Raw genomic sequence first — 18,501 nt, forward strand, 5'->3', positions numbered from 1 at the left:
AATTAAGTCATCATTTTTATCTTTTACTTTTTCCAGCAAAAATAGTCGCGAGAACCCTGCCCTCCCCTGGCTGGAAATAATCACACGACAATCATAAAAATAAGGTGATAAATCAATACAATAGCGAGGGTTTCTCGGGCTAAAACGATAAAACCATCAGGTGAATGCCCCTGTCACGATGGCTGATGCGGGGAAATGCAGGCATAAAAAAGGCCACCTGACGGTGGCCAACCATGTCGAAATCGGACATTTAACTGCTCACAACGAGCAGAGAGGGTTTACTTGATGATGGCTTTCAGCGCTTCGCCGATATCAGCCAGGCTGCGTACGGTTTTCACACCCGCTGCTTCCAGCGCTGCGAATTTCTCATCCGCCGTACCTTTACCGCCAGCGATGATGGCGCCTGCGTGGCCCATACGCTTGCCTTTCGGCGCGGTAACGCCCGCGATGTAGCCAACAACCGGCTTAGTCACGTGATCTTTAATGTAAGCTGCAGCTTCTTCTTCAGCGCTGCCGCCGATTTCACCGATCATTACGATCGCTTCAGTCTGCGGGTCTTCCTGGAACATCTTCAGGATGTCGATGAAGTTAGAGCCTGGGATCGGGTCACCGCCGATACCGACGCAGGTAGACTGGCCGAAGCCATAGTCGGTGGTCTGCTTAACCGCTTCATAGGTCAGCGTACCGGAACGGGAAACGATACCCACTTTACCCGGCTTGTGAATGTGACCCGGCATGATGCCGATTTTGCACTCGCCTGGGGTGATAACACCTGGGCAGTTCGGACCGATCATCCGCACGCCAGCTTCATCCAGCTTCACTTTCACCGTCAGCATATCCAGAGTCGGGATACCTTCGGTGATGGTGATGATCAGCTTAATGCCCGCGTCGATCGCTTCCAGAATGGAGTCTTTACAGAACGGAGCCGGAACGTAGATAACGGTCGCCGTCGCGCCGGTCGCTTCAACGGCTTCGCGCACGGTGTTGAACACCGGCAGGCCCAGATGCGTGGTGCCGCCTTTGCCTGGCGTAACGCCGCCAACCATCTGAGTACCGTAAGCAATCGCTTGTTCAGAGTGGAATGAACCCTGGCTACCGGTGAAGCCCTGGCAGATAACCTTGGTATCTTTATTAATTAAAACTGACATTATTTCCCCTCCACTGCGGCAACAACCTGCTGTGCTGCGTCCGTCAGACTTTTCGCTGCAATAATATTCAGGCCGCTGTCAGCCAGTTTTCTCGCGCCCAGTTCGGCGTTGTTACCTTCCAGACGTACGACAACCGGTACGTTAACGCCCACTTCTTCGACCGCGCCGATGATGCCATCAGCAATCAGGTCACAGCGAACGATACCGCCGAAGATGTTAACCAGAACCGCTTTAACGTTGTCGTCAGAGAGGATGATTTTGAACGCTTCGGTTACGCGCTCTTTGGTTGCGCCGCCGCCAACGTCGAGGAAGTTAGCCGGTTCGCCGCCGTGCAGCTTAACGATGTCCATGGTACCCATCGCCAGGCCAGCGCCGTTAACCATGCAACCGATGTTGCCGTCGAGCGCAACGTAGTTCAGTTCCCACTGTGCAGCCTGAGCTTCACGCGGATCTTCCTGAGACTGGTCGCGCATTTCACGCAGATCCGGCTGGCGGAACAGTGCGTTGCCATCAGCGCCCAGTTTGCCATCGAGGCAAATCAGGTCGCCCTGCTTGGTGATGACCAGCGGGTTAATTTCGATCAGCGCCAGGTCGCGCTCCAGGAAAATGTTCGCCAGACCCATGAAGATTTTGGTGAACTGCTGAACCTGTTTACCTTCCAGACCCAGTTTGAACGCCAGCTCACGACCCTGGTACGGCATTGGGCCGGCCAGCGGATCGATGGCAATTTTGTGGATCAGGTGCGGCGTTTCTTCTGCTACTTTTTCGATTTCCACGCCACCTTCGGTGGAGGCCATGAACACCACGCGACGGGAGCTACGGTCAACAACAGCACCGAGATACAGCTCTTTCGCGATATCAGTCGCTGCTTCAACCAGGATCTGGTTAACAGGCTGACCGTTAGCATCTGTCTGGTAGGTCACCAGACGTTTACCCAGCCAATGCTCGGCAAAGGCGCGAATGTCTTCTTTACTGTTAACTACTTTCACACCGCCCGCTTTACCGCGGCCACCAGCGTGAACCTGACATTTCACTACCCACGGACCCGCACCGATTTTTGATGCAGCTTCTTCTGCTTCACGCGGAGTAGTACAGGCATAACCCACCGGCGCCGGTAAGCCATAGCGGGCAAACAGTTGTTTTGCCTGATATTCATGTAAGTTCATGTGTTCAGTCCATCCTTCAGGTAATCGTTATCATGTAGTCTGTAAAGCCCGCAGGCCCACAGCGCTGATGATGTTTTTATTGGCCCGGTGAGCTGAACGCTTCCGGGCCATTATCACTACACGTCCAGCAGCAGACGAGTCGGGTCTTCCAGCAGTTCTTTAATAGCAACCAGGAAGCCTACCGATTCACGTCCGTCAATCAGACGGTGGTCGTAGGAGAGTGCCAGGTACATCATCGGCAGAATTTCCACCTTGCCATTGACCGCCATCGGGCGATCTTTGATGGCATGCATACCCAGAATGGCGCTCTGCGGTGGGTTGATGATTGGCGTGGACATCAGAGAACCGAAGACGCCGCCGTTGGTAATGGTGAAATTACCGCCGATCAGGTCATCTACAGTCAGCTTGCCGTCACGGCCTTTCACTGCCAGCTCTTTAATATTCTTTTCGATGTCCGCCATGCCCAGCAGGTCAACATCACGCAGAACCGGTGTTACCAGACCGCGCGGCGTGGAAACGGCCATACTGACGTCGAAGTAGTTGTGGTAAACCACGTCATCGCCATCGATGGACGCGTTCACTTCCGGGTAGCGTTTCAGCGCTTCAACCACGGCTTTCACGTAGAAGGACATAAAGCCCAGACGGATACCGTGACGTTTCTCGAAGGCATCGCCGTACTGCTTACGCAGATCCATAATCGGCTTCATGTTGACTTCGTTAAAGGTCGTCAGCATGGCGGTAGAGTTTTTCGCTTCCAGCAGACGCTCGGCAACGCGTTTGCGCAGACGGGTCATCGGAACACGTTTTTCTGAACGGTGGCCCAGTTGTGCAACAGGAGCGGCTGCGGCGGCTGCCGGTGCTTTCGCTTCAGCTTTCGCCGGTGCAGCTGCCAGATGTTTCTCAACATCTTCACGGGTCAGACGACCGCCAACACCGGTGCCTTTGATAGCGTTAGCATCGAGGCTGTGCTCAGCCAGCAGGCGACGGATCGCCGGGCTGAGGGCATCGTTGCTCTGCTCTTCCAAAGACGCCTGTTGACGCTGAGCCGGGGTGGACTCTTTCGCATCGGCTTTCGCGGCGGACTCTTTGCCCGCACTGTTGCCTTCACGAAGGCGACCAAGGATCTGGCGAGAAAGCACGGTTGCACCTTCATCTTCCAGTACTGCATCCAGAATGCCATCCGCTGAAGCCGGTACTTCCAGTACCACTTTGTCAGTTTCGATTTCTACCAGCACTTCATCACGCTGGACGCTATCGCCCGGTTTTTTATGCCAGGTCGCAACGGTCGCATCAGCGACGGACTCAGGCAGATCGGGAACCAGAATATCTACGCTACTCATTATGTATCCTTTAATTAATCGACGTTCAGCGCGTCATTGACCAGATCTTGTTGCTGTTTCTGGTGAACGGACATATACCCTACTGCCGGAGAGGCAGAGGCCGGGCGGCCTGCGTAACGCAGAGAGGCCCCAAATGGAATCACTTCACGGAAGTGATGCTGGCTGCAGTACCACGCGCCCTGGTTGAGCGGTTCTTCCTGGCACCAGACAAAGTCATGGACGTGAGCATAAGGCTTCAGCGCTTCCTGTACCGCCTGATGCGGGAACGGATAGAGCTGCTCTACGCGCACGATAGCGACATCTTTTTGGTCGTTCTTACGCCGTTGTTCCAGCAGGTCGTAGTAAACCTTACCAGAGCACAGCACAACACGCTTCACGCCTTTCGGATCGAGATCGTCGATCTCGCCGATAGCCGGCTGGAAGGTGCCGTTCGCCAGTTCTTCGAGGCTGGAAACCGCCAGCGGGTGACGCAGCAGAGATTTCGGCGACATCACCACCAACGGACGGCGCATACCGCGCAGCGCCTGACGACGCAGCATGTGGTAAACCTGAGCTGGCGTTGACGGGACGCAGACCTGCATGTTTTGTTCAGCACACAGTTGCAGATAACGTTCCAGACGCGCGGAGGAGTGCTCCGGGCCCTGACCTTCGTAGCCGTGCGGCAGCAGCATTACCAGACCGCACATACGGCCCCACTTCTGCTCACCGGAGCTGATGAACTGGTCGATAACCACCTGAGCGCCGTTGGCAAAGTCACCGAACTGCGCTTCCCAGATGGTCAGCGTGCGTGGTTCTGCAGTAGCGTAGCCGTATTCGAAGGCCAGGACCGCTTCTTCAGACAGCACGGAGTCCCAGACTTTGAAATGTTCCTGGCTGTTATGCACATGCTGCAGCGGGGTGTAGGTTGAACCGTTCACCTGGTTATGAATGACCGAGTGGCGGTGGAAGAAGGTACCGCGACCGGAGTCTTCACCGGAAAGACGGATAGGGATCCCTTCATCAACCAGCGTGGCGTAAGCCAGGTTTTCCGCAGCGCCCCAGTCGAACAGCTTCTCACCGGCAGCCATTGACTGACGATCGCCATAAATCTTCGCTACGCGAGACTGCATTTCGATGCTGTCCGGCACGGTGCTGATGCGTTTGGCCAGCTCCTGCAGACGTTTCATCTCCACGGTGCTCGGGTAGTTCTCATCCCATTCGTGGTTGAGGTACGGCGACCAGGTGAAGGAGTGCAGGTTCATCGGGCGCCACTCCTCGACCACGCATTCGCCGGCATCCAGCGCATCACGGTAGAGGTTAACCTGTTCGGTGGCATCTTCCAGCGTCGACACTTTATCCTGCTCAAGTTTGTCGGCGTAGATTTTGCGCGGCGTCGGATGTTTTTTGATTTTCTGATACATCAGCGGCTGGGTTGCACTCGGCTCATCGGCTTCGTTATGGCCGTGACGGCGGTAGCACACCAGGTCGATGAAGACATCGCGTTTGAAGGTATTGCGGAAATCCAGCGCCAGACGGGTAACGAAAGCGACCGCTTCCGGGTCATCCGCGTTGACGTGGAAGATCGGTGCCTGAACCATTTTACCGATGTCGGTGCAGTATGGCGTAGAGCGCGCATCCAGCGGGTTCGAGGTAGTAAAGCCCACCTGGTTGTTGATAACGATACGCACGGTACCGCCAACTTCATAACCACGAGCCTTGGACATGTTCAGGGTTTCCTGAACCACACCCTGGCCGGTCACTGCGGCATCACCGTGGATAGTAATCGGCAGTACTTTATTGCTGCTTGGCTCGTCGAGGCGATCCAGACGAGCGCGGACGGAACCGATAACCACCGGGCTGACAATTTCGAGGTGTGACGGGTTAAACGCCAGTGCAAGGTGCACCAGGCCACCTTCGGTCTCCATGTCGGAAGAGAAGCCCATATGGTACTTCACGTCACCGGTGCCGAGGTGTTCTTTATGTTTACCCGCGAATTCGTCAAACAGCTCCTGCGGGCGTTTGCCCAGCACGTTGACCAGCACGTTCAGACGACCACGGTGCGCCATACCCAGAACCACTTCACGGGTACCGCTCTTGCCAGCGTGGCGAATCATCTCTTTGAGCATCGGGATCAGCGCATCACCGCCTTCCAGCGAGAAGCGTTTAGCACCCGGGAATTTCGCGCCGAGATAACGTTCCAGCCCTTCCGCAGCGGTCAGCTCGGTCAGGAAGCGTTTTTTCTCGTCAGCGGTAAAGCTGGCTTTCCCTGCTACTGATTCGATGCGCTGCTGGATCCAGCGTTTTTCTTCAGTAGAGGTGATATGCATGTATTCTGCGCCGATTGCGCCGCAGTAGGTTTGCTTAAGCGCGGCGATCAGATCGCCCAGCTTCATCGTGTCTTTACCGATGGCAAAAGAACCTACGTTATAGCTTTCCTGGAAATCGGCCTCAGTCAGATCGTGGTAGGCAGGATCGAGATCCGCTACTCTGTCTTGTTTCCACAGTCCCAGCGGATCGAGATTCGCATGCTGGTGACCACGGAAGCGATATGCGTTGATGAGCTGCAGGACTTTAACCTGCTTCACATTGGTATCAGGGTCGGAAATCGAAGAAGTGTAACGTGAGGCATCCTTCGCCAGTCGACGGAAATAATCACGCGTTTTCGAATGAAATTGATCCGGTTTGACTCCGGTGCCAGGTAACTGCTGGAACATAGAACGCCAGTTGGCGTCAACAGAGTCAGGATCGGTTAAGAAGTCTTCATAGAGCTGTTCTATCCAGCTCTGGTTCGAACCAGAGAGGTAAGAAGAGTCCAGCCAGGCTTTCATTGCGCCGTTCTGCATCGTGATCCCTTAAGCATTTATATGCTTATTTCGCCGTAGAAACTACCACGCACAATAATTGTACGTGCCGGGGTTCACTTGTCGCGGACGAGTTGTGGTTTCTTCCGCTAAGGAACCTTTAAAAACTGCCATTAATCTTCTGCGTTCAGGCTGCGGTTGCGTTGGCTGCCTTCGCTTACCCCGGTCACATAGTTCATCACTATGCTCCCTGGGATGCGCTCAGTTGCCGTCTTACCTCGCTCTGAACGCCTTGATTACTGGTACATATTTGGCGGTTTTTAAAGATTTCCTGCTACCTGTCCCCTCTCCTCATTGGGAGAGGGTTAGTGGTAGCCCGGATAAGCGATAGCGCCATCCGGGACAAACCTTGTTACTTACGCACTACGCTGCAGCAGCATCGACTTAATGTGGCCGATGGCGCGCGTCGGGTTTAACCCCTTTGGACATACACTGACGCAGTTCATAATGCTGTGACAGCGGAATACGCTGAAAGCATCGCTCAACCCTTCCAGGCGGCTGTCGGTTTCGGTATCGCGACTGTCGATCAGGAAACGATACGCTGCCAGCAGACCGGCCGGGCCGATAAACTTGTCCGGGTTCCACCAGAACGACGGGCAAGACGTTGAACAACATGCGCACAGAATACACTCGTACAGGCCATCGAGTTTTTCACGCTGCTCTGGCTTCTGCAGGTGCTCGCGGGCCGGAGGATTTTGCCCATTATTCAACAAGTAAGGCTTAATCTTCTCATATTGTGCATAGAATTGCCCCATGTCCACAACCAAATCGCGGATTACCGGTAAACCGGGCAGCGGACGGATGACAATCTTCTTACCCGGCTGATTCAGCGCGGAGATCGGCGTGATACACGCCAGACCGTTTTTGCCGTTCATGTTCAGACCGTCGGAGCCACAAACCCCTTCACGGCAGGAACGACGGAAAGAGAGCGACGGGTCTTTTTCTTTCAGCTGCATCAGAGCATCGAGCAGCATCATGTCACGACCTTCTTCCGCTTCCAGGGTGTAATCCTGCATATGCGGAGCATCGTCTACGTCCGGGTTATAACGATAAACTGAAAACTCGAGTTTCATATTCCTGTCTCCGCATTAATAAGTACGAATCTTCGGCGGGAATGCCGGACGCAGTTTCGGTTCCATGTTGACGCTACGACGCGTCATGGATTCCGACTCTGGCAGATACAGGGAATGGCACAGCCAGTTTTCGTCATCGCGTTCCGGGAAGTCGAAGCGGCTATGCGCGCCACGGCTCTCGGTACGGAAGTTTGCCGACACCGCAGTGGCGTAAGCGGTTTCCATCAGGTTATCCAGCTCCAGACACTCAACACGCTGGGTATTGAACTCGCTGGATGTGTCATCCAGACGGGCATTTTTCAGGCGCTCGCGGATTGCTTTCAGCTGCTCAAGGCCCTTCGCCATCGCATCCCCTTCACGGAATACCGAGAAGTTGTGCTGCATACATTCCTGCAGCGCTTTACGGATTTCGACCGGGTCTTCGCCGTTACGGTTACCGTTCCAGCGGTTCAGACGTTCCAGAGATGCATCGATCTCTTCTTCCGTCGCGTCACGCAGATCGCCCTGCTCGGCGATAGATTCCTGCAGATGCAGACCCACCGCACGACCAAACACCACCAGGTCAAGCAGCGAGTTGCCGCCCAGACGGTTCGCACCGTGGACCGATACGCAGGCGATTTCACCGACCGCGAACAGACCCGGAATCACCACATCTTCACCCTGCTCGTTGACGGTCAATGCCTGGCCGCTCACTTTGGTCGGAATACCGCCCATCATGTAGTGGCAGGTTGGGATAACCGGAATCGGCTCTTTCACCGGGTCAACGTGGGCGAAGGTACGGGAGAGCTCAAGGATACCCGGCAGACGGGATTCCAGAACTTCTTTACCCAGATGGTCAAGTTTCAGTTTCGCATGCGGGCCCCACGGACCATCGCAGCCACGGCCTTCACGGATTTCGATCATGATGGAACGCGCCACCACGTCACGACCCGCCAGGTCTTTAGCATTCGGCGCATAACGCTCCATGAAGCGCTCGCCGTGTTTATTCAGCAGATAGCCGCCTTCACCACGGCAGCCTTCGGTGACCAGAACCCCGGCGCCGGCGATACCGGTCGGGTGGAACTGCCACATTTCCATATCCTGTACCGGAACACCGGCACGGATAGCCATCCCGACGCCGTCACCGGTATTGATGTGGGCGTTGGTGGTGGATTGATAGATACGGCCTGCGCCGCCGGTCGCCAGGACCGTTGCACGGGCTTTGAAGTAAACCACTTCGCCGGTTTCAATGCACAGCGCGGTACAACCCACCACGGCACCATCGGCGTTCTTCACCAGGTCCAGGGCATACCACTCGGAGAAAATCGTGGTGTGGTTTTTCAGGTTCTGCTGGTACAGCGTGTGCAGCAGTGCGTGGCCGGTACGGTCAGCCGCCGCCGCAGTACGTGCCGCCTGCTCGCCGCCGAAGTTCTTCGACTGACCGCCAAACGGACGCTGATAAATGGTACCGTCATCAAGACGTGAGAACGGCAGGCCCATATGGTCCAGTTCAAGAATCGCTTCCGGACCGGTTTTGCACATATACTCGATGGCATCCTGGTCGCCAATATAGTCCGACCCTTTGACGGTGTCGTACATGTGCCATTCCCAGTTATCTTCATGGGTATTACCGAGCGCGACGGTGATGCCACCCTGCGCGGAAACGGTATGGGAACGAGTCGGGAACACTTTGGAGAGCAGCGCACAGGTCTGGCCGCTCTGGGAAATCTGCAGTGCCGCGCGCATACCTGCGCCACCAGCACCAATCACAACTGCATCAAACTCTCTGACTGGCAATTTCATCACACACCCCACACCACAACAAATCCATAAAGAACGTAAGCCACCAGCGCAGCAACGATAACCAGTTGCAGAACTAAGCGCACAGCCAGTGGTTTAACGTAGTCCGTCAATACCTGCCACATCCCAATCCACGCGTGAATCAAAATGGAGATCAGAGCCAGCAGGGTGAAGACTTTAGTGAACGCGGAGGAGAAAAAGCCCGTCCAGACTTCCCATGTAATGTCACCTGAGATGGCAAAAAAACCGACCATATAGATGATGTAAAGGGTCAGAACGATGGCGGTAGCACGGACCAGAATGAAGTCATGTACGCCGTTACGTCCCAGTGCAGAGGCGTTGCTTACCATACGAGGACTCCTGCGAGAAGTGAAAGCACGACAGTAATAACAAAAGAAATCTTAGCGGAGCGTGTCCCTACTTCGAGGGTTTCTTCCAGATAACCAAAATCCATCATCAGGTGGCGAATGCCCACAACGGCGTGGTATGCCAGCGCGGTCAGAATGCCCCACATGATAAACTTCACGAAGAAGCTATCCATGATGGATGACGCCACGAGGAAACCTTCGGGAGAGGAAAGACTGGTGCCCAGCAACCAAAGCAGAATTCCGACCGCCACGAAGGTGATCACACCGGAAACGCGATGGAGAATGGACGCTATCGCAGTGATTGGGAACCGGATCGTTTGCAGATCCAGATTGACAGGTCTTTGTTTTTTCACATTTCTTACCATGAATAACGCCCACATGCTGTTCTTATTGTTTCCTTCCTCCGGTCTGCTTGCGGGTCAGACAGCGTCCTTTCTATAACCTGTGGTCATGATTAAACCCTTAATTAAGAGCTAAAACGTGACCAGACAACGCTGGGTGGCTCGGGATTGCAGGGTGTTCCGGAGACCTGGCCGCAGTATAGGACGTTCACAAAATCATTACAATTAACCTACATATAGTTTGTCGGGTTTTGTCCCGAACAGTGATCAAGGTCACGATAACAACATTATTTTAAAATTTAATCACCTGATTTGACAAATATTAAACATTCTTGTTACAACCATTACCAGATAAATGCAATAATGCTCAAAAGTTATGGGGTCACTCTTTCACCTGAGAATAAGTTATGCAACAGTGTGTTGGTATTGACCGATGTAATCAGGACAGTTATTAGTGGTATACAGATTTTCAAATTCGGACTGCTAAAACGCTGATTTGCTGCTATTTCGTCGTAGACTGAAGACGTACCATCAAGCGCCTTTGCTCTGTACCCTGCCCATTTCGCTGACGCAGAGCTGTGTGCAACATAACAAACTGGTAACGTAAGCAGACGCGGGCCGAAGGCAAATCCACCCCAGGCAGTCTTAAGCAATAAAGGCGCTAAGGAGACCATAAATGTCTGATACTAAAGCAAAAATCACCCTAGGTGGTGATACTGCTATCGAACTAGATGTGCTAAAGGGCACGCTCGGTCAGGATGTAATTGATATTCGTAGTCTTGGTTCAAAAGGGGTTTTCACCTTTGACCCTGGTTTCACTTCAACCGCATCTTGTGAATCTAAAATCACTTTTATCGACGGTGATGAAGGTATCCTGCTCCACCGTGGTTTCCCGATCGATCAGTTAGCGACCGAGTCCAACTACCTCGAAGTGTGTTACATCCTGCTGAACGGTGAAAAACCGAACCAGCAACAGTACGAAGAATTCAAGACTATCGTTACCCGCCACACCATGATTCACGAGCAGATCACCCGTCTGTTCCACGCGTTCCGTCGCGACTCTCACCCGATGGCGGTGATGTGCGGTATTACCGGTGCGCTGGCCGCGTTCTATCACGACTCCCTGGATGTCAATAATCCACGTCACCGTGATATCGCCGCGTTCCGTCTGCTGTCTAAAATGCCGACAATGGCAGCCATGTGTTACAAATATTCAATCGGCCAGCCTTTCGTCTATCCGCGCAACGACCTCTCCTACGCGGGCAACTTCCTGAATATGATGTTCTCCACACCGTGTGAAACCTATGAGGTTAACCCGGTACTGGAACGTGCTATGGACCGTATTCTGATCCTGCACGCTGACCACGAACAGAACGCATCGACCTCTACCGTCCGTACTGCAGGCTCATCTGGCGCGAACCCGTTCGCCTGTATCGCTGCGGGTATCGCCTCCCTGTGGGGACCGGCGCACGGTGGCGCGAACGAAGCTGCACTGAAGATGCTGGAAGAGATCAGTTCCGTTGAGCACATTCCGGAATTTGTCCGCCGCGCGAAAGACAAGAACGACTCTTTCCGCCTGATGGGCTTTGGCCACCGCGTGTACAAAAACTACGACCCGCGCGCCACCGTTATGCGTGAAACCTGCCATGAAGTACTGAAAGAACTGGGCACCAAAGACGATCTGCTGGAAGTGGCCATGGAGCTTGAGCACATTGCGCTCAACGACCCGTACTTCATCGAGAAGAAACTCTACCCGAACGTCGATTTCTACTCCGGTATCATCCTGAAAGCGATGGGCATTCCGTCCTCCATGTTTACCGTTATCTTCGCGATGGCGCGTACCGTGGGCTGGATTGCACACTGGAACGAAATGCACAGCGACGGTATGAAAATCGCGCGTCCGCGTCAGCTGTATACCGGCTACGAAAAACGCGATTTCAAATCCGACGTGGCCAAAGGCTAAGTCCGGATCGACCGACAAAAAACGCGCCTCCGGGCGCGTTTTTTATTGGCAAAAAGTGCTTAATGCTGACAGCCTGGGCACCAGTAAAATGGCCGCGACGACAGCATCGTCTTCTCTATGATGCCGCCGCATCGCTCGCAGGCTTCACCTTCCCGATGGAAAACCCGGAAGCGGAACAGCGCGCCATGATGCTTTTGCTCATCCACCACGCCGCGGGTGTGATACGACAAACGGGGAATATCCAGCAACGCGTGAGCCAGCTCGTCGAGCTGCCGCTGGTCCAGTTCAGCGGCATGATGCCGCCCGGTCAGGCCAACCTGCCAGAGGATCTCGACCCGCAGGTAATTTCCCAGCCCGGCCAGAAACGCCTGATCCAGAAATAACCCGGCAAACTGTCGGCGGCGAAAGGCGGTCGACAGTAAACGCGCTTTGACGGCGTCCGCCGTTAAGCGCATATCCAGCACGTCAGGCCCTACCCGCAGCAAAAACGGATGCACCGCAAGCTGCTCGGGCGTCAGCAGAGCGATATCTGACGCGCTGTAGAGCAATATCGCCTTCTCTGCGGTCTGCAACCTGACCCGCAGCACCCGCTGAGTCACCGGCTGTTCTCCGGCCTCCACCACGCGCCAGACGCCGTACAGCTGATTGTGGCTGTACAGCGTCAACCCGCCGGAAAAGTACGTCAGCAGGGCTTTCCCCCGGGTTTCTATGTGCGTCACCCGCTGGCCCACCAGCTGCGACTGATATTCCTGTAACGCGGCAAAGGCAAACCACACCTCGGTCAGAGTTTTGCCTTTGATCGCCCTCTCCAGGCTATCCGCCGCCCGGCGGATCTCCGGACCTTCCGGCATCATCTTGTCCTTCTGTTCTGCCGGTTAATGGGTTGCCCCACCGACCGCTTTCACATCACCATCCTGCTGGAGCGAGACGGCGACTGCCGTCTCCAGCGCTGCCCGTACCGTGCCGACCGCCATGCTCGCCTCACCGGGGTGGGCTGCCGCCTGTTCCGGCAGATACGGAATATGGATAAAGCCACCTTTGGTTCCGGCTTTGCCCTGGAGCGCGTCCAGCAGGCCATACATCACATGGTTGCAGACGAAGGTCCCCGCCGTTTGCGACACCGACGCCGGGATCCCCTGCTCGCGCAACGCCGCGACAATGGCTTTTACCGGCAGGCTGCTGAACCACGCCGCCGGACCGCCAGCGACGATTGGCTCATCGATGGGCTGCTGGCCTTTATTGTCCGGGATGCGTGCATCATCGACGTTGATCGCCACGCGTTCGACGGTAATGTCGACACGTCCTCCCGCCTGCCCCACGGCGATCGTCAGCCGCGGTTGCTGGGCCGCTAACGCGGCGTTAAGCACCGTCAGCGCCTCGCCAAAGACGCAGGGCAGCTGCAGCGCCACCACGCGCTCGCCGGCAATGGTGGCACCATCCAGCTGGCGAACCACCTCCCACGAAGGGTTAACGGCCTCGCCGCCAAACGGTTCAAATCCGGTAATTAATACGCCCGCCATCTCCCCTCCTTACAGGAACATCAGGAAATAAAGTAAGAATACGTTAACGATCAGCAGCAGTATGCCGGTTGGGATCTGCGCCTTAATGACCGCGTTTTTATCCGGCAGCTCCAGCAGGGCCGCCGGCACGATATTAAAGTTGGCCGCCATCGGCGTCATCAGGGTGCCGCAGTAACCAGAGAACATCCCGATAGCCGCCATCACCGCCGGGTTACCGCCGTGCTGGAGCACCAGAATCGGAATACCGATACCCGCCGTTACAATCGGGAACGCCGCGAAAGCATTGCCCATCACCATCGTCAGCAGCGCCATGCCGAGGGTGTAGACCACCACCGCGATAAAGCGGCTATCCACCGCCAGGTAGTGCTCGGTCAGCCAGGCAATGCTGCTGCCCACTCCGGCCGAGGTGAACAGCAATCCCAGCACCGCGAGGATCTGCGGCAGGATAAAGGCCCAGCCGACCGAATCGAGCAGACGACGCGCCTCCTGCAGCGGCTGAGTCACTCGCTCATGGGTCATGCGTATCGCCATAATCAGGCCAATCAGCGTGCCGGCAGTCATCGAGAACAGCGTAATCAGCGTAGCATGGTTGCCAGGGCCAAACACCCAATGCTGCCACGATGGGATATTGCTAAACAGCAGCACGCCGACCACGGTGACCACCGGGATGGCCAGCGCCGGATAAAACAAGCGGTTGCCCAGACGGACCGCGCTGGCGCTGCGCTCTTCCTGAGTGCGCTGGTGATAGCTGCCCAGCCGCACGCCGCCAAAGCCGGCAATCAGCGCCAGCACCACCACCGCCACGCCGACGGCGATATGAATGGTGCGCTTATCGCCCACCAGCTGCCAGGTCCAGTCGCCCAGCAGGAACAGCACGCCATACAGCCCCCAGAACAGGCCGGTGGTCAGGCGACGAGGGTTGCTTTTGTCGCGCCATGACATCACCGCGACCGCCAGCAGCACCAGTCCTGCCAGCCAGTAAAGCCAGGTTTGTTGGAAATTCATACCGCACCGCCTTTCGCCTGTCCGGCGTTAACCTTATCCAGTTCACGCTGAAGATGACGATCGAGGCGCCACAGACGGGCGGCATGGATCAGGAAGGCACAAATAGCGGTAGGGATCCCCCACAGCGCAATGTGCAGCGGTTCAGTCTGGATGCCGCCGGACTCCAGCATAAAATTGTGCATGAAGATGATCGCCCCGAAGGCGACAAAAATATCCTCACCGAAGAACAGGCCAACGTTGTCGGTCGCCGCCGACATCGCCCGCAGGCGGTAGCGCACGCTACCGGGCAGCGGACCAAAGGTTTTTTCCGCCGCCCCTTCCGCCATCGGCGCCAGCAGCGGACGCACCATCTGCGGATGGCCCCCCAGGCTGGTTAAGCCCAGCGCGGCGGTCGCTTCGCGGACAAACAGATAAACGATCAGCAGGCGTCCGGCGGTGGCGCTATGGATCTTCGCGATCCAAGCCTGGGCGCGTTCTTTCAGACCGTGCCGTTCCAGCAGGCCGATAACCGCCAGTGGTAACAGCAGAATAAACGGCAGGTTACGGGTGTTGAGAAACCCCTCCCCCAGCTTTTCCAGAATGGTAGCGAGCGGCATATGCGCCGCCACACCAGTGACGATCCCGGCGACAATGACCACGAGCACCGGATTAAAACGTAGAATAAACCCGACCACAATCACGGCAATGCCGATCAGTGGCCAGAGAGATATTGCGTCTCCCATAATAACGTCCTGTTGGTTGTTGTGTTGGTTGTGTTGTTAACGACTTAATAATTATTGTTTTATGCTGTTGTTTCCGCGCTGACCTGAATGTTGCGTCCGGCAAACACTGCCCGTAGACGACGGGCAAAATCCAGCGCGTGTACGCCATCGCCATGCAGACAGACGGTTTGTGCGATCACCGGTGCCCATTCCCCGGTGATGCTACGTACCCGGTTGTGCTGGACCATTTCCAGGGTCTGCGCCAGCGCCTGCTCTTCGCTGTCGATCAGCGCGCCGGGTAGCGAACGCGGCACCAGACTGCCATCGGCCTGATATCCGCGATCGGCAAACACCTCCTGCCGCGTGGTCAGCTGGTAGTGCTGGCCCGCGCGAATCAGCTCGCTGCCCGCCAGCCCCACCAGGATCAGCGAGGGGTCAAAATCGCACACGGCTCGGGCTATCGCCTCGGCCAGCGGCACCTCTTTCGCCGCCTGGTTGTAGAGCATGCCGTGCGGCTTAACGTGTTTCAGCTCGCCGCCTTCAGCGCGAACGATCGCCGCCAGCGCGCCAATCTGATACAGCGTCTGGGCATAAACCGTCTCGGGTGGCAGCTGCATCGCCGTGCGGCCAAAGTTTTCCCGGTCGGGAAAACTGGGGTGGGCGCCGACGGCGACGCCGTTTTTCAACGCTTCACGGACACACTGATGCATCAGCAGCGCATCGCCGGCGTGGAAGCCGCAGGCGATGTTCGCCGAGGAGACCAGCTGTAACAACGCGCTGTCGTTCGCGCAACCCTCTCCCAGATCGGCATTTAAATCAATGATCATCGCTCAGTCTCCACGCCAGTTGTTCCAGATAACGCTGCTGGTCAGCACGCGCTTTCAGTGCCTCTTCCAGAGTGCAGGGGACAAAATGAATCGGCTGGCCCAGCGGAATTTGCGCCAGCTGGTACATATCGGCGTCGATAATGCAGGCAATACGCGGATAGCCCCCGGTGGTCTGCGCATCGTTCATCAGCACGATCGGCTGACCGTTGTGCGGAACCTGCACCACGCCCGGCAGCAGGCCGTGCGAGAGCATCTCGCGATCGGTGGTGCGTTTCAGCGGCTGGCCCTGAAGACGGTAGCCCATCCGGTTGCTCTGGGGGCTCAGTTGCCAGGGTGAACGCCAGAACGAACTCTGAGACGCCGTATCAAACTCCTGGTATTCTGGCCCCGGTAACGCGCGGATACGGTTACTCAGCGGCAGCTGTTTAACGCCGCGCGCCGCCTTGAACTGGCGGGACGCTTTACCCAGCTTCAGCCGGTCGCCATCCTGCAGGCGTCGACCTTCGAAGCCACCAATGCCCACTTTCAGATCGGTACTGCGTGACCCCAGCACCACCGGCACATCGATGCCGCCGGCCACCGCCAGGTAGCTACGGATACCGTACTGCGGAGTTTTCAATACCAGATGCTGGCCGGCCTTCGCCGCCATTCGCCAGCCCACCCACACCGGTTTATCGTCGAGCAGTGCTTCACAGGCGGCACCGGTCAACGCAAACCAGCAGTCGCGTTCGAACTGGATATCCACCTGACCGAGCGTGATCTCCAGCGCAGCCATGTTGGGGTCATTACCCACCAGCAGGTTGGCGGTCACTAGTGAGGGGGTATCCAGAGCGCCGCAGAGGCTGATCCCCGACTGTCGTTGTCCTTCGCGCCCGCCGTCCTGTATTGACGAATACATGCCGGCGCGGATCATCTTCAACATATCCCCTCCTTTTGCGGTACAAAGCGAACTTTATCGCCGAAACGTAGCAGCACCGGCTCTTGTCGCCTGGGGTCAAACAGCGCCAACGGCGTGCGGCCCAGCAGCTGCCAGCCGCCAGGGGTGGCCAGAGGATAAACCCCGGTTTGCACGCCACCGATACCCACAGATCCTGCCGGAACCAGCAGCCGCGGCTCCGCCCGACGCGGCGTCGCCAGCTGTTCAGGCAGTCCGCCCAAATAGGGGAATCCCGGCTGGAAACCGAGGAACCACACCACGTATTCGACGGAAGAGTGCAGTTCAACCACCTGTTTCTCACTCAGTCCGCAGTGACGCGCCACTTCTGCTAAATCTGGCCCGTCTTCGCCACCGTAGATCACCGGGATCGTCATCTCCCGGGACTCCGGCTCCAGCGCTTCGCTCTCTTCCCACCAGCGTTGCAGCTGCTCAATCGCATCCCACGCCATCTTCTGCGGATGACGCAGAACGACGGTAATATTGTTCATCCCCGGAATCGCATCTAGTGCCTCTTCATGATCCGCCAGTCGCTGGGCCAGGCGCCAGATGCGCTTTTGGCTCTCCAGCGTCACCGGAGGTTCAAGTTCGAGGACGACGGCGGTTTCACCTAACATATAACAACGCGCTCGCTGCACTTTTTTCTCTCTCATCAGGCCGGGTTAGGGATATCAATAAAGGTCACATCCAGATCGCTGTTTTCCGACAGCCACTCGCTTAAGGCGCGAATACCGCCGCGTTCGGTGGCATGGTGCCCGGCGGCATAAAAATGCAGGGACTGCTCGCGGGCGGAGTGAATGGTTTGTTCCGACACTTCACCGGTGATAAAGGCATCGACCCCGAAACGGGCTGCGCTATCAATAAAGCCCTGGCCGCCGCCGGTGCACCAGGCAACCCGCGCGACTTTATCCGGCCCGGTATCGCCGCACCACAGCGGTTTACGCCCCAGGCGCGCCTCAATCCACGAGGCCAGCTCCAGCCCGGAAACCGGCATCGACAGTTCGCCCCACGGCACCAGCGGTTCAATTTCGCCCATGATATTGATACCGAGAAGTTGCGCCAACTGGGCGTTATTGCCCAGCTCCGGGTGGGCGTCCAGCGGCAGATGCCAGCTATAGAGGTTGATATCGTTCGCCAGCAGCGTTTTCAGACGCTGGCGTTTCATGCCGCGAACGATCGGCGATTCCCCCTTCCAGAAGTAACCATGATGGACAATCACCGCATCCGCCTGCAGGCGCACGGCTTCATCCAGCAGCGCCTGGCTGGCGGTCACGCCAGTGACAATCTTTTGCACCGTTTCACGCCCCTCGACCTGCAGGCCGTTTGGCCCGTAGTCGCTGAATGTCGCGCTGTTGAGCTTTTCGTTAATCAGTTGTTCCAGTTCGCTATTTTTCATTGTCGCTCCATCAGGTCATCATCGTGTGCACAGGCATAACATAACGGGATCCGCGGAGGTCGTCGATAGCACCTGTGCAACCCGCGCTATGTTGACTTTT

18 protein-coding genes are annotated in these 18,501 nt (G+C 56.4%); 2 read left to right on the forward strand and 16 right to left on the reverse strand.

The window, feature by feature from the left end; all coding sequences use genetic code 11:
- Positions 1–278: 278 nt before the first annotated feature.
- The 8 genes from sucD to sdhC form a co-directional block, all read right to left on the reverse strand.
- Positions 279–1,148 carry a succinate--CoA ligase subunit alpha gene (gene sucD / locus ACMYSN_RS07545; protein WP_123755999.1) on the reverse strand — a complete coding sequence of 290 codons (870 nt, stop codon included), beginning with the start codon at positions 1,146–1,148 and terminating at the stop codon, positions 279–281.
- The gene (gene sucC, locus ACMYSN_RS07550; protein WP_123755998.1) at positions 1,148–2,314 is read right to left on the reverse strand and encodes an ADP-forming succinate--CoA ligase subunit beta; all 1,167 of its coding nucleotides are present in this window, start codon (positions 2,312–2,314) and stop codon (positions 1,148–1,150) included. Before sucC ends, sucD begins: the two co-directional genes overlap by 1 nt.
- Before the next feature lie 116 nt (positions 2,315–2,430).
- A complete protein-coding gene (gene odhB, locus ACMYSN_RS07555) occupies positions 2,431–3,654 on the reverse strand; it encodes a 2-oxoglutarate dehydrogenase complex dihydrolipoyllysine-residue succinyltransferase (protein ID WP_123755997.1) in 1,224 nt (407 codons plus the stop codon).
- Positions 3,655–3,668: 14 nt separating this feature from the next.
- Positions 3,669–6,476, reverse strand: coding sequence for a 2-oxoglutarate dehydrogenase family protein (gene sucA / locus ACMYSN_RS07560; RefSeq protein ID WP_462497574.1), 2,808 nt, complete (start codon positions 6,474–6,476; stop codon positions 3,669–3,671).
- Between the two features lie 374 nt (positions 6,477–6,850).
- Entirely contained in the window at positions 6,851–7,567 is a 717-nt protein-coding gene (gene sdhB / locus ACMYSN_RS07565; protein ID WP_123755995.1) for a succinate dehydrogenase iron-sulfur subunit SdhB, read from the reverse strand.
- 15 nt (positions 7,568–7,582) lie between these two features.
- On the reverse strand, positions 7,583–9,349 hold the full coding sequence (gene sdhA / locus ACMYSN_RS07570; RefSeq protein WP_462497575.1) for a succinate dehydrogenase flavoprotein subunit: 1,767 nt from the start codon (positions 9,347–9,349) through the stop codon (positions 7,583–7,585).
- A complete protein-coding gene (gene sdhD / locus ACMYSN_RS07575) occupies positions 9,349–9,696 on the reverse strand; it encodes a succinate dehydrogenase membrane anchor subunit (RefSeq protein WP_123755993.1) in 348 nt (115 codons plus the stop codon). The genes sdhA and sdhD overlap by 1 nt, the downstream gene beginning before the upstream one ends.
- Complete coding sequence (gene sdhC, locus ACMYSN_RS07580) at positions 9,690–10,094, reverse strand: succinate dehydrogenase cytochrome b556 subunit (protein ID WP_165905667.1); 405 nt, start codon at positions 10,092–10,094, stop codon at positions 9,690–9,692. The genes sdhD and sdhC overlap by 7 nt, the downstream gene beginning before the upstream one ends.
- A gap of 324 nt (positions 10,095–10,418) precedes the next feature.
- Between sdhC and ACMYSN_RS07585 the strand changes: the two genes are divergently transcribed.
- A complete protein-coding gene (locus ACMYSN_RS07585) occupies positions 10,419–10,550 on the forward strand; it encodes a hypothetical protein (protein ID WP_419144718.1) in 132 nt (43 codons plus the stop codon).
- A 181-nt stretch (positions 10,551–10,731) separates the two neighbouring features.
- Complete coding sequence (locus ACMYSN_RS07590) at positions 10,732–12,018, forward strand: type II citrate synthase (protein WP_462497576.1); 1,287 nt, start codon at positions 10,732–10,734, stop codon at positions 12,016–12,018.
- A gap of 59 nt (positions 12,019–12,077) precedes the next feature.
- Here ACMYSN_RS07590 and nei read toward each other — a convergent pair whose 3' ends face one another.
- Genes nei through ACMYSN_RS07630 form a run of 8 tightly spaced genes read right to left on the reverse strand, consistent with a single transcriptional unit; the run spans position 12,078 to position 18,401 of the window.
- Positions 12,078–12,869, reverse strand: a complete 792-nt coding sequence (nei, locus tag ACMYSN_RS07595; protein ID WP_462498220.1) for an endonuclease VIII — start codon at positions 12,867–12,869, stop codon at positions 12,078–12,080.
- Between the two features lie 24 nt (positions 12,870–12,893).
- Positions 12,894–13,538, reverse strand: a complete 645-nt coding sequence (gene pcp / locus ACMYSN_RS07600) for a pyroglutamyl-peptidase I (protein WP_462497577.1) — start codon at positions 13,536–13,538, stop codon at positions 12,894–12,896.
- A gap of 9 nt (positions 13,539–13,547) precedes the next feature.
- Positions 13,548–14,543 (reverse strand): DUF979 domain-containing protein, encoded by a 996-nt coding sequence (locus ACMYSN_RS07605; protein ID WP_462497578.1) that lies wholly within the window; start codon positions 14,541–14,543, stop codon positions 13,548–13,550.
- Positions 14,540–15,265, reverse strand: a complete 726-nt coding sequence (locus ACMYSN_RS07610) for a DUF969 domain-containing protein (RefSeq protein ID WP_123755985.1) — start codon at positions 15,263–15,265, stop codon at positions 14,540–14,542. Before ACMYSN_RS07610 ends, ACMYSN_RS07605 begins: the two co-directional genes overlap by 4 nt.
- Positions 15,266–15,324: 59 nt before the next feature.
- Positions 15,325–16,071 carry a 5-oxoprolinase subunit PxpA gene (gene pxpA, locus ACMYSN_RS07615; protein ID WP_462497579.1) on the reverse strand — a complete coding sequence of 249 codons (747 nt, stop codon included), beginning with the start codon at positions 16,069–16,071 and terminating at the stop codon, positions 15,325–15,327.
- The gene (gene pxpC, locus ACMYSN_RS07620) at positions 16,061–16,993 is read right to left on the reverse strand and encodes a 5-oxoprolinase subunit C family protein (RefSeq protein WP_462497580.1); all 933 of its coding nucleotides are present in this window, start codon (positions 16,991–16,993) and stop codon (positions 16,061–16,063) included. Before pxpC ends, pxpA begins: the two co-directional genes overlap by 11 nt.
- Positions 16,987–17,643, reverse strand: a complete 657-nt coding sequence (pxpB, locus tag ACMYSN_RS07625) for a 5-oxoprolinase subunit B family protein (protein ID WP_462498221.1) — start codon at positions 17,641–17,643, stop codon at positions 16,987–16,989. The genes pxpC and pxpB overlap by 7 nt, the downstream gene beginning before the upstream one ends.
- A 14-nt stretch (positions 17,644–17,657) precedes the next feature.
- Entirely contained in the window at positions 17,658–18,401 is a 744-nt protein-coding gene (locus tag ACMYSN_RS07630; RefSeq protein WP_123755982.1) for a type 2 GTP cyclohydrolase I, read from the reverse strand.
- Between the last annotated feature and the right edge of the window lie 100 nt (positions 18,402–18,501).

The organism is Klebsiella sp. R445, from assembly GCF_051131755.1.
GTDB classification, from domain to species: domain Bacteria; phylum Pseudomonadota; class Gammaproteobacteria; order Enterobacterales; family Enterobacteriaceae; genus Klebsiella; species Klebsiella lignicola.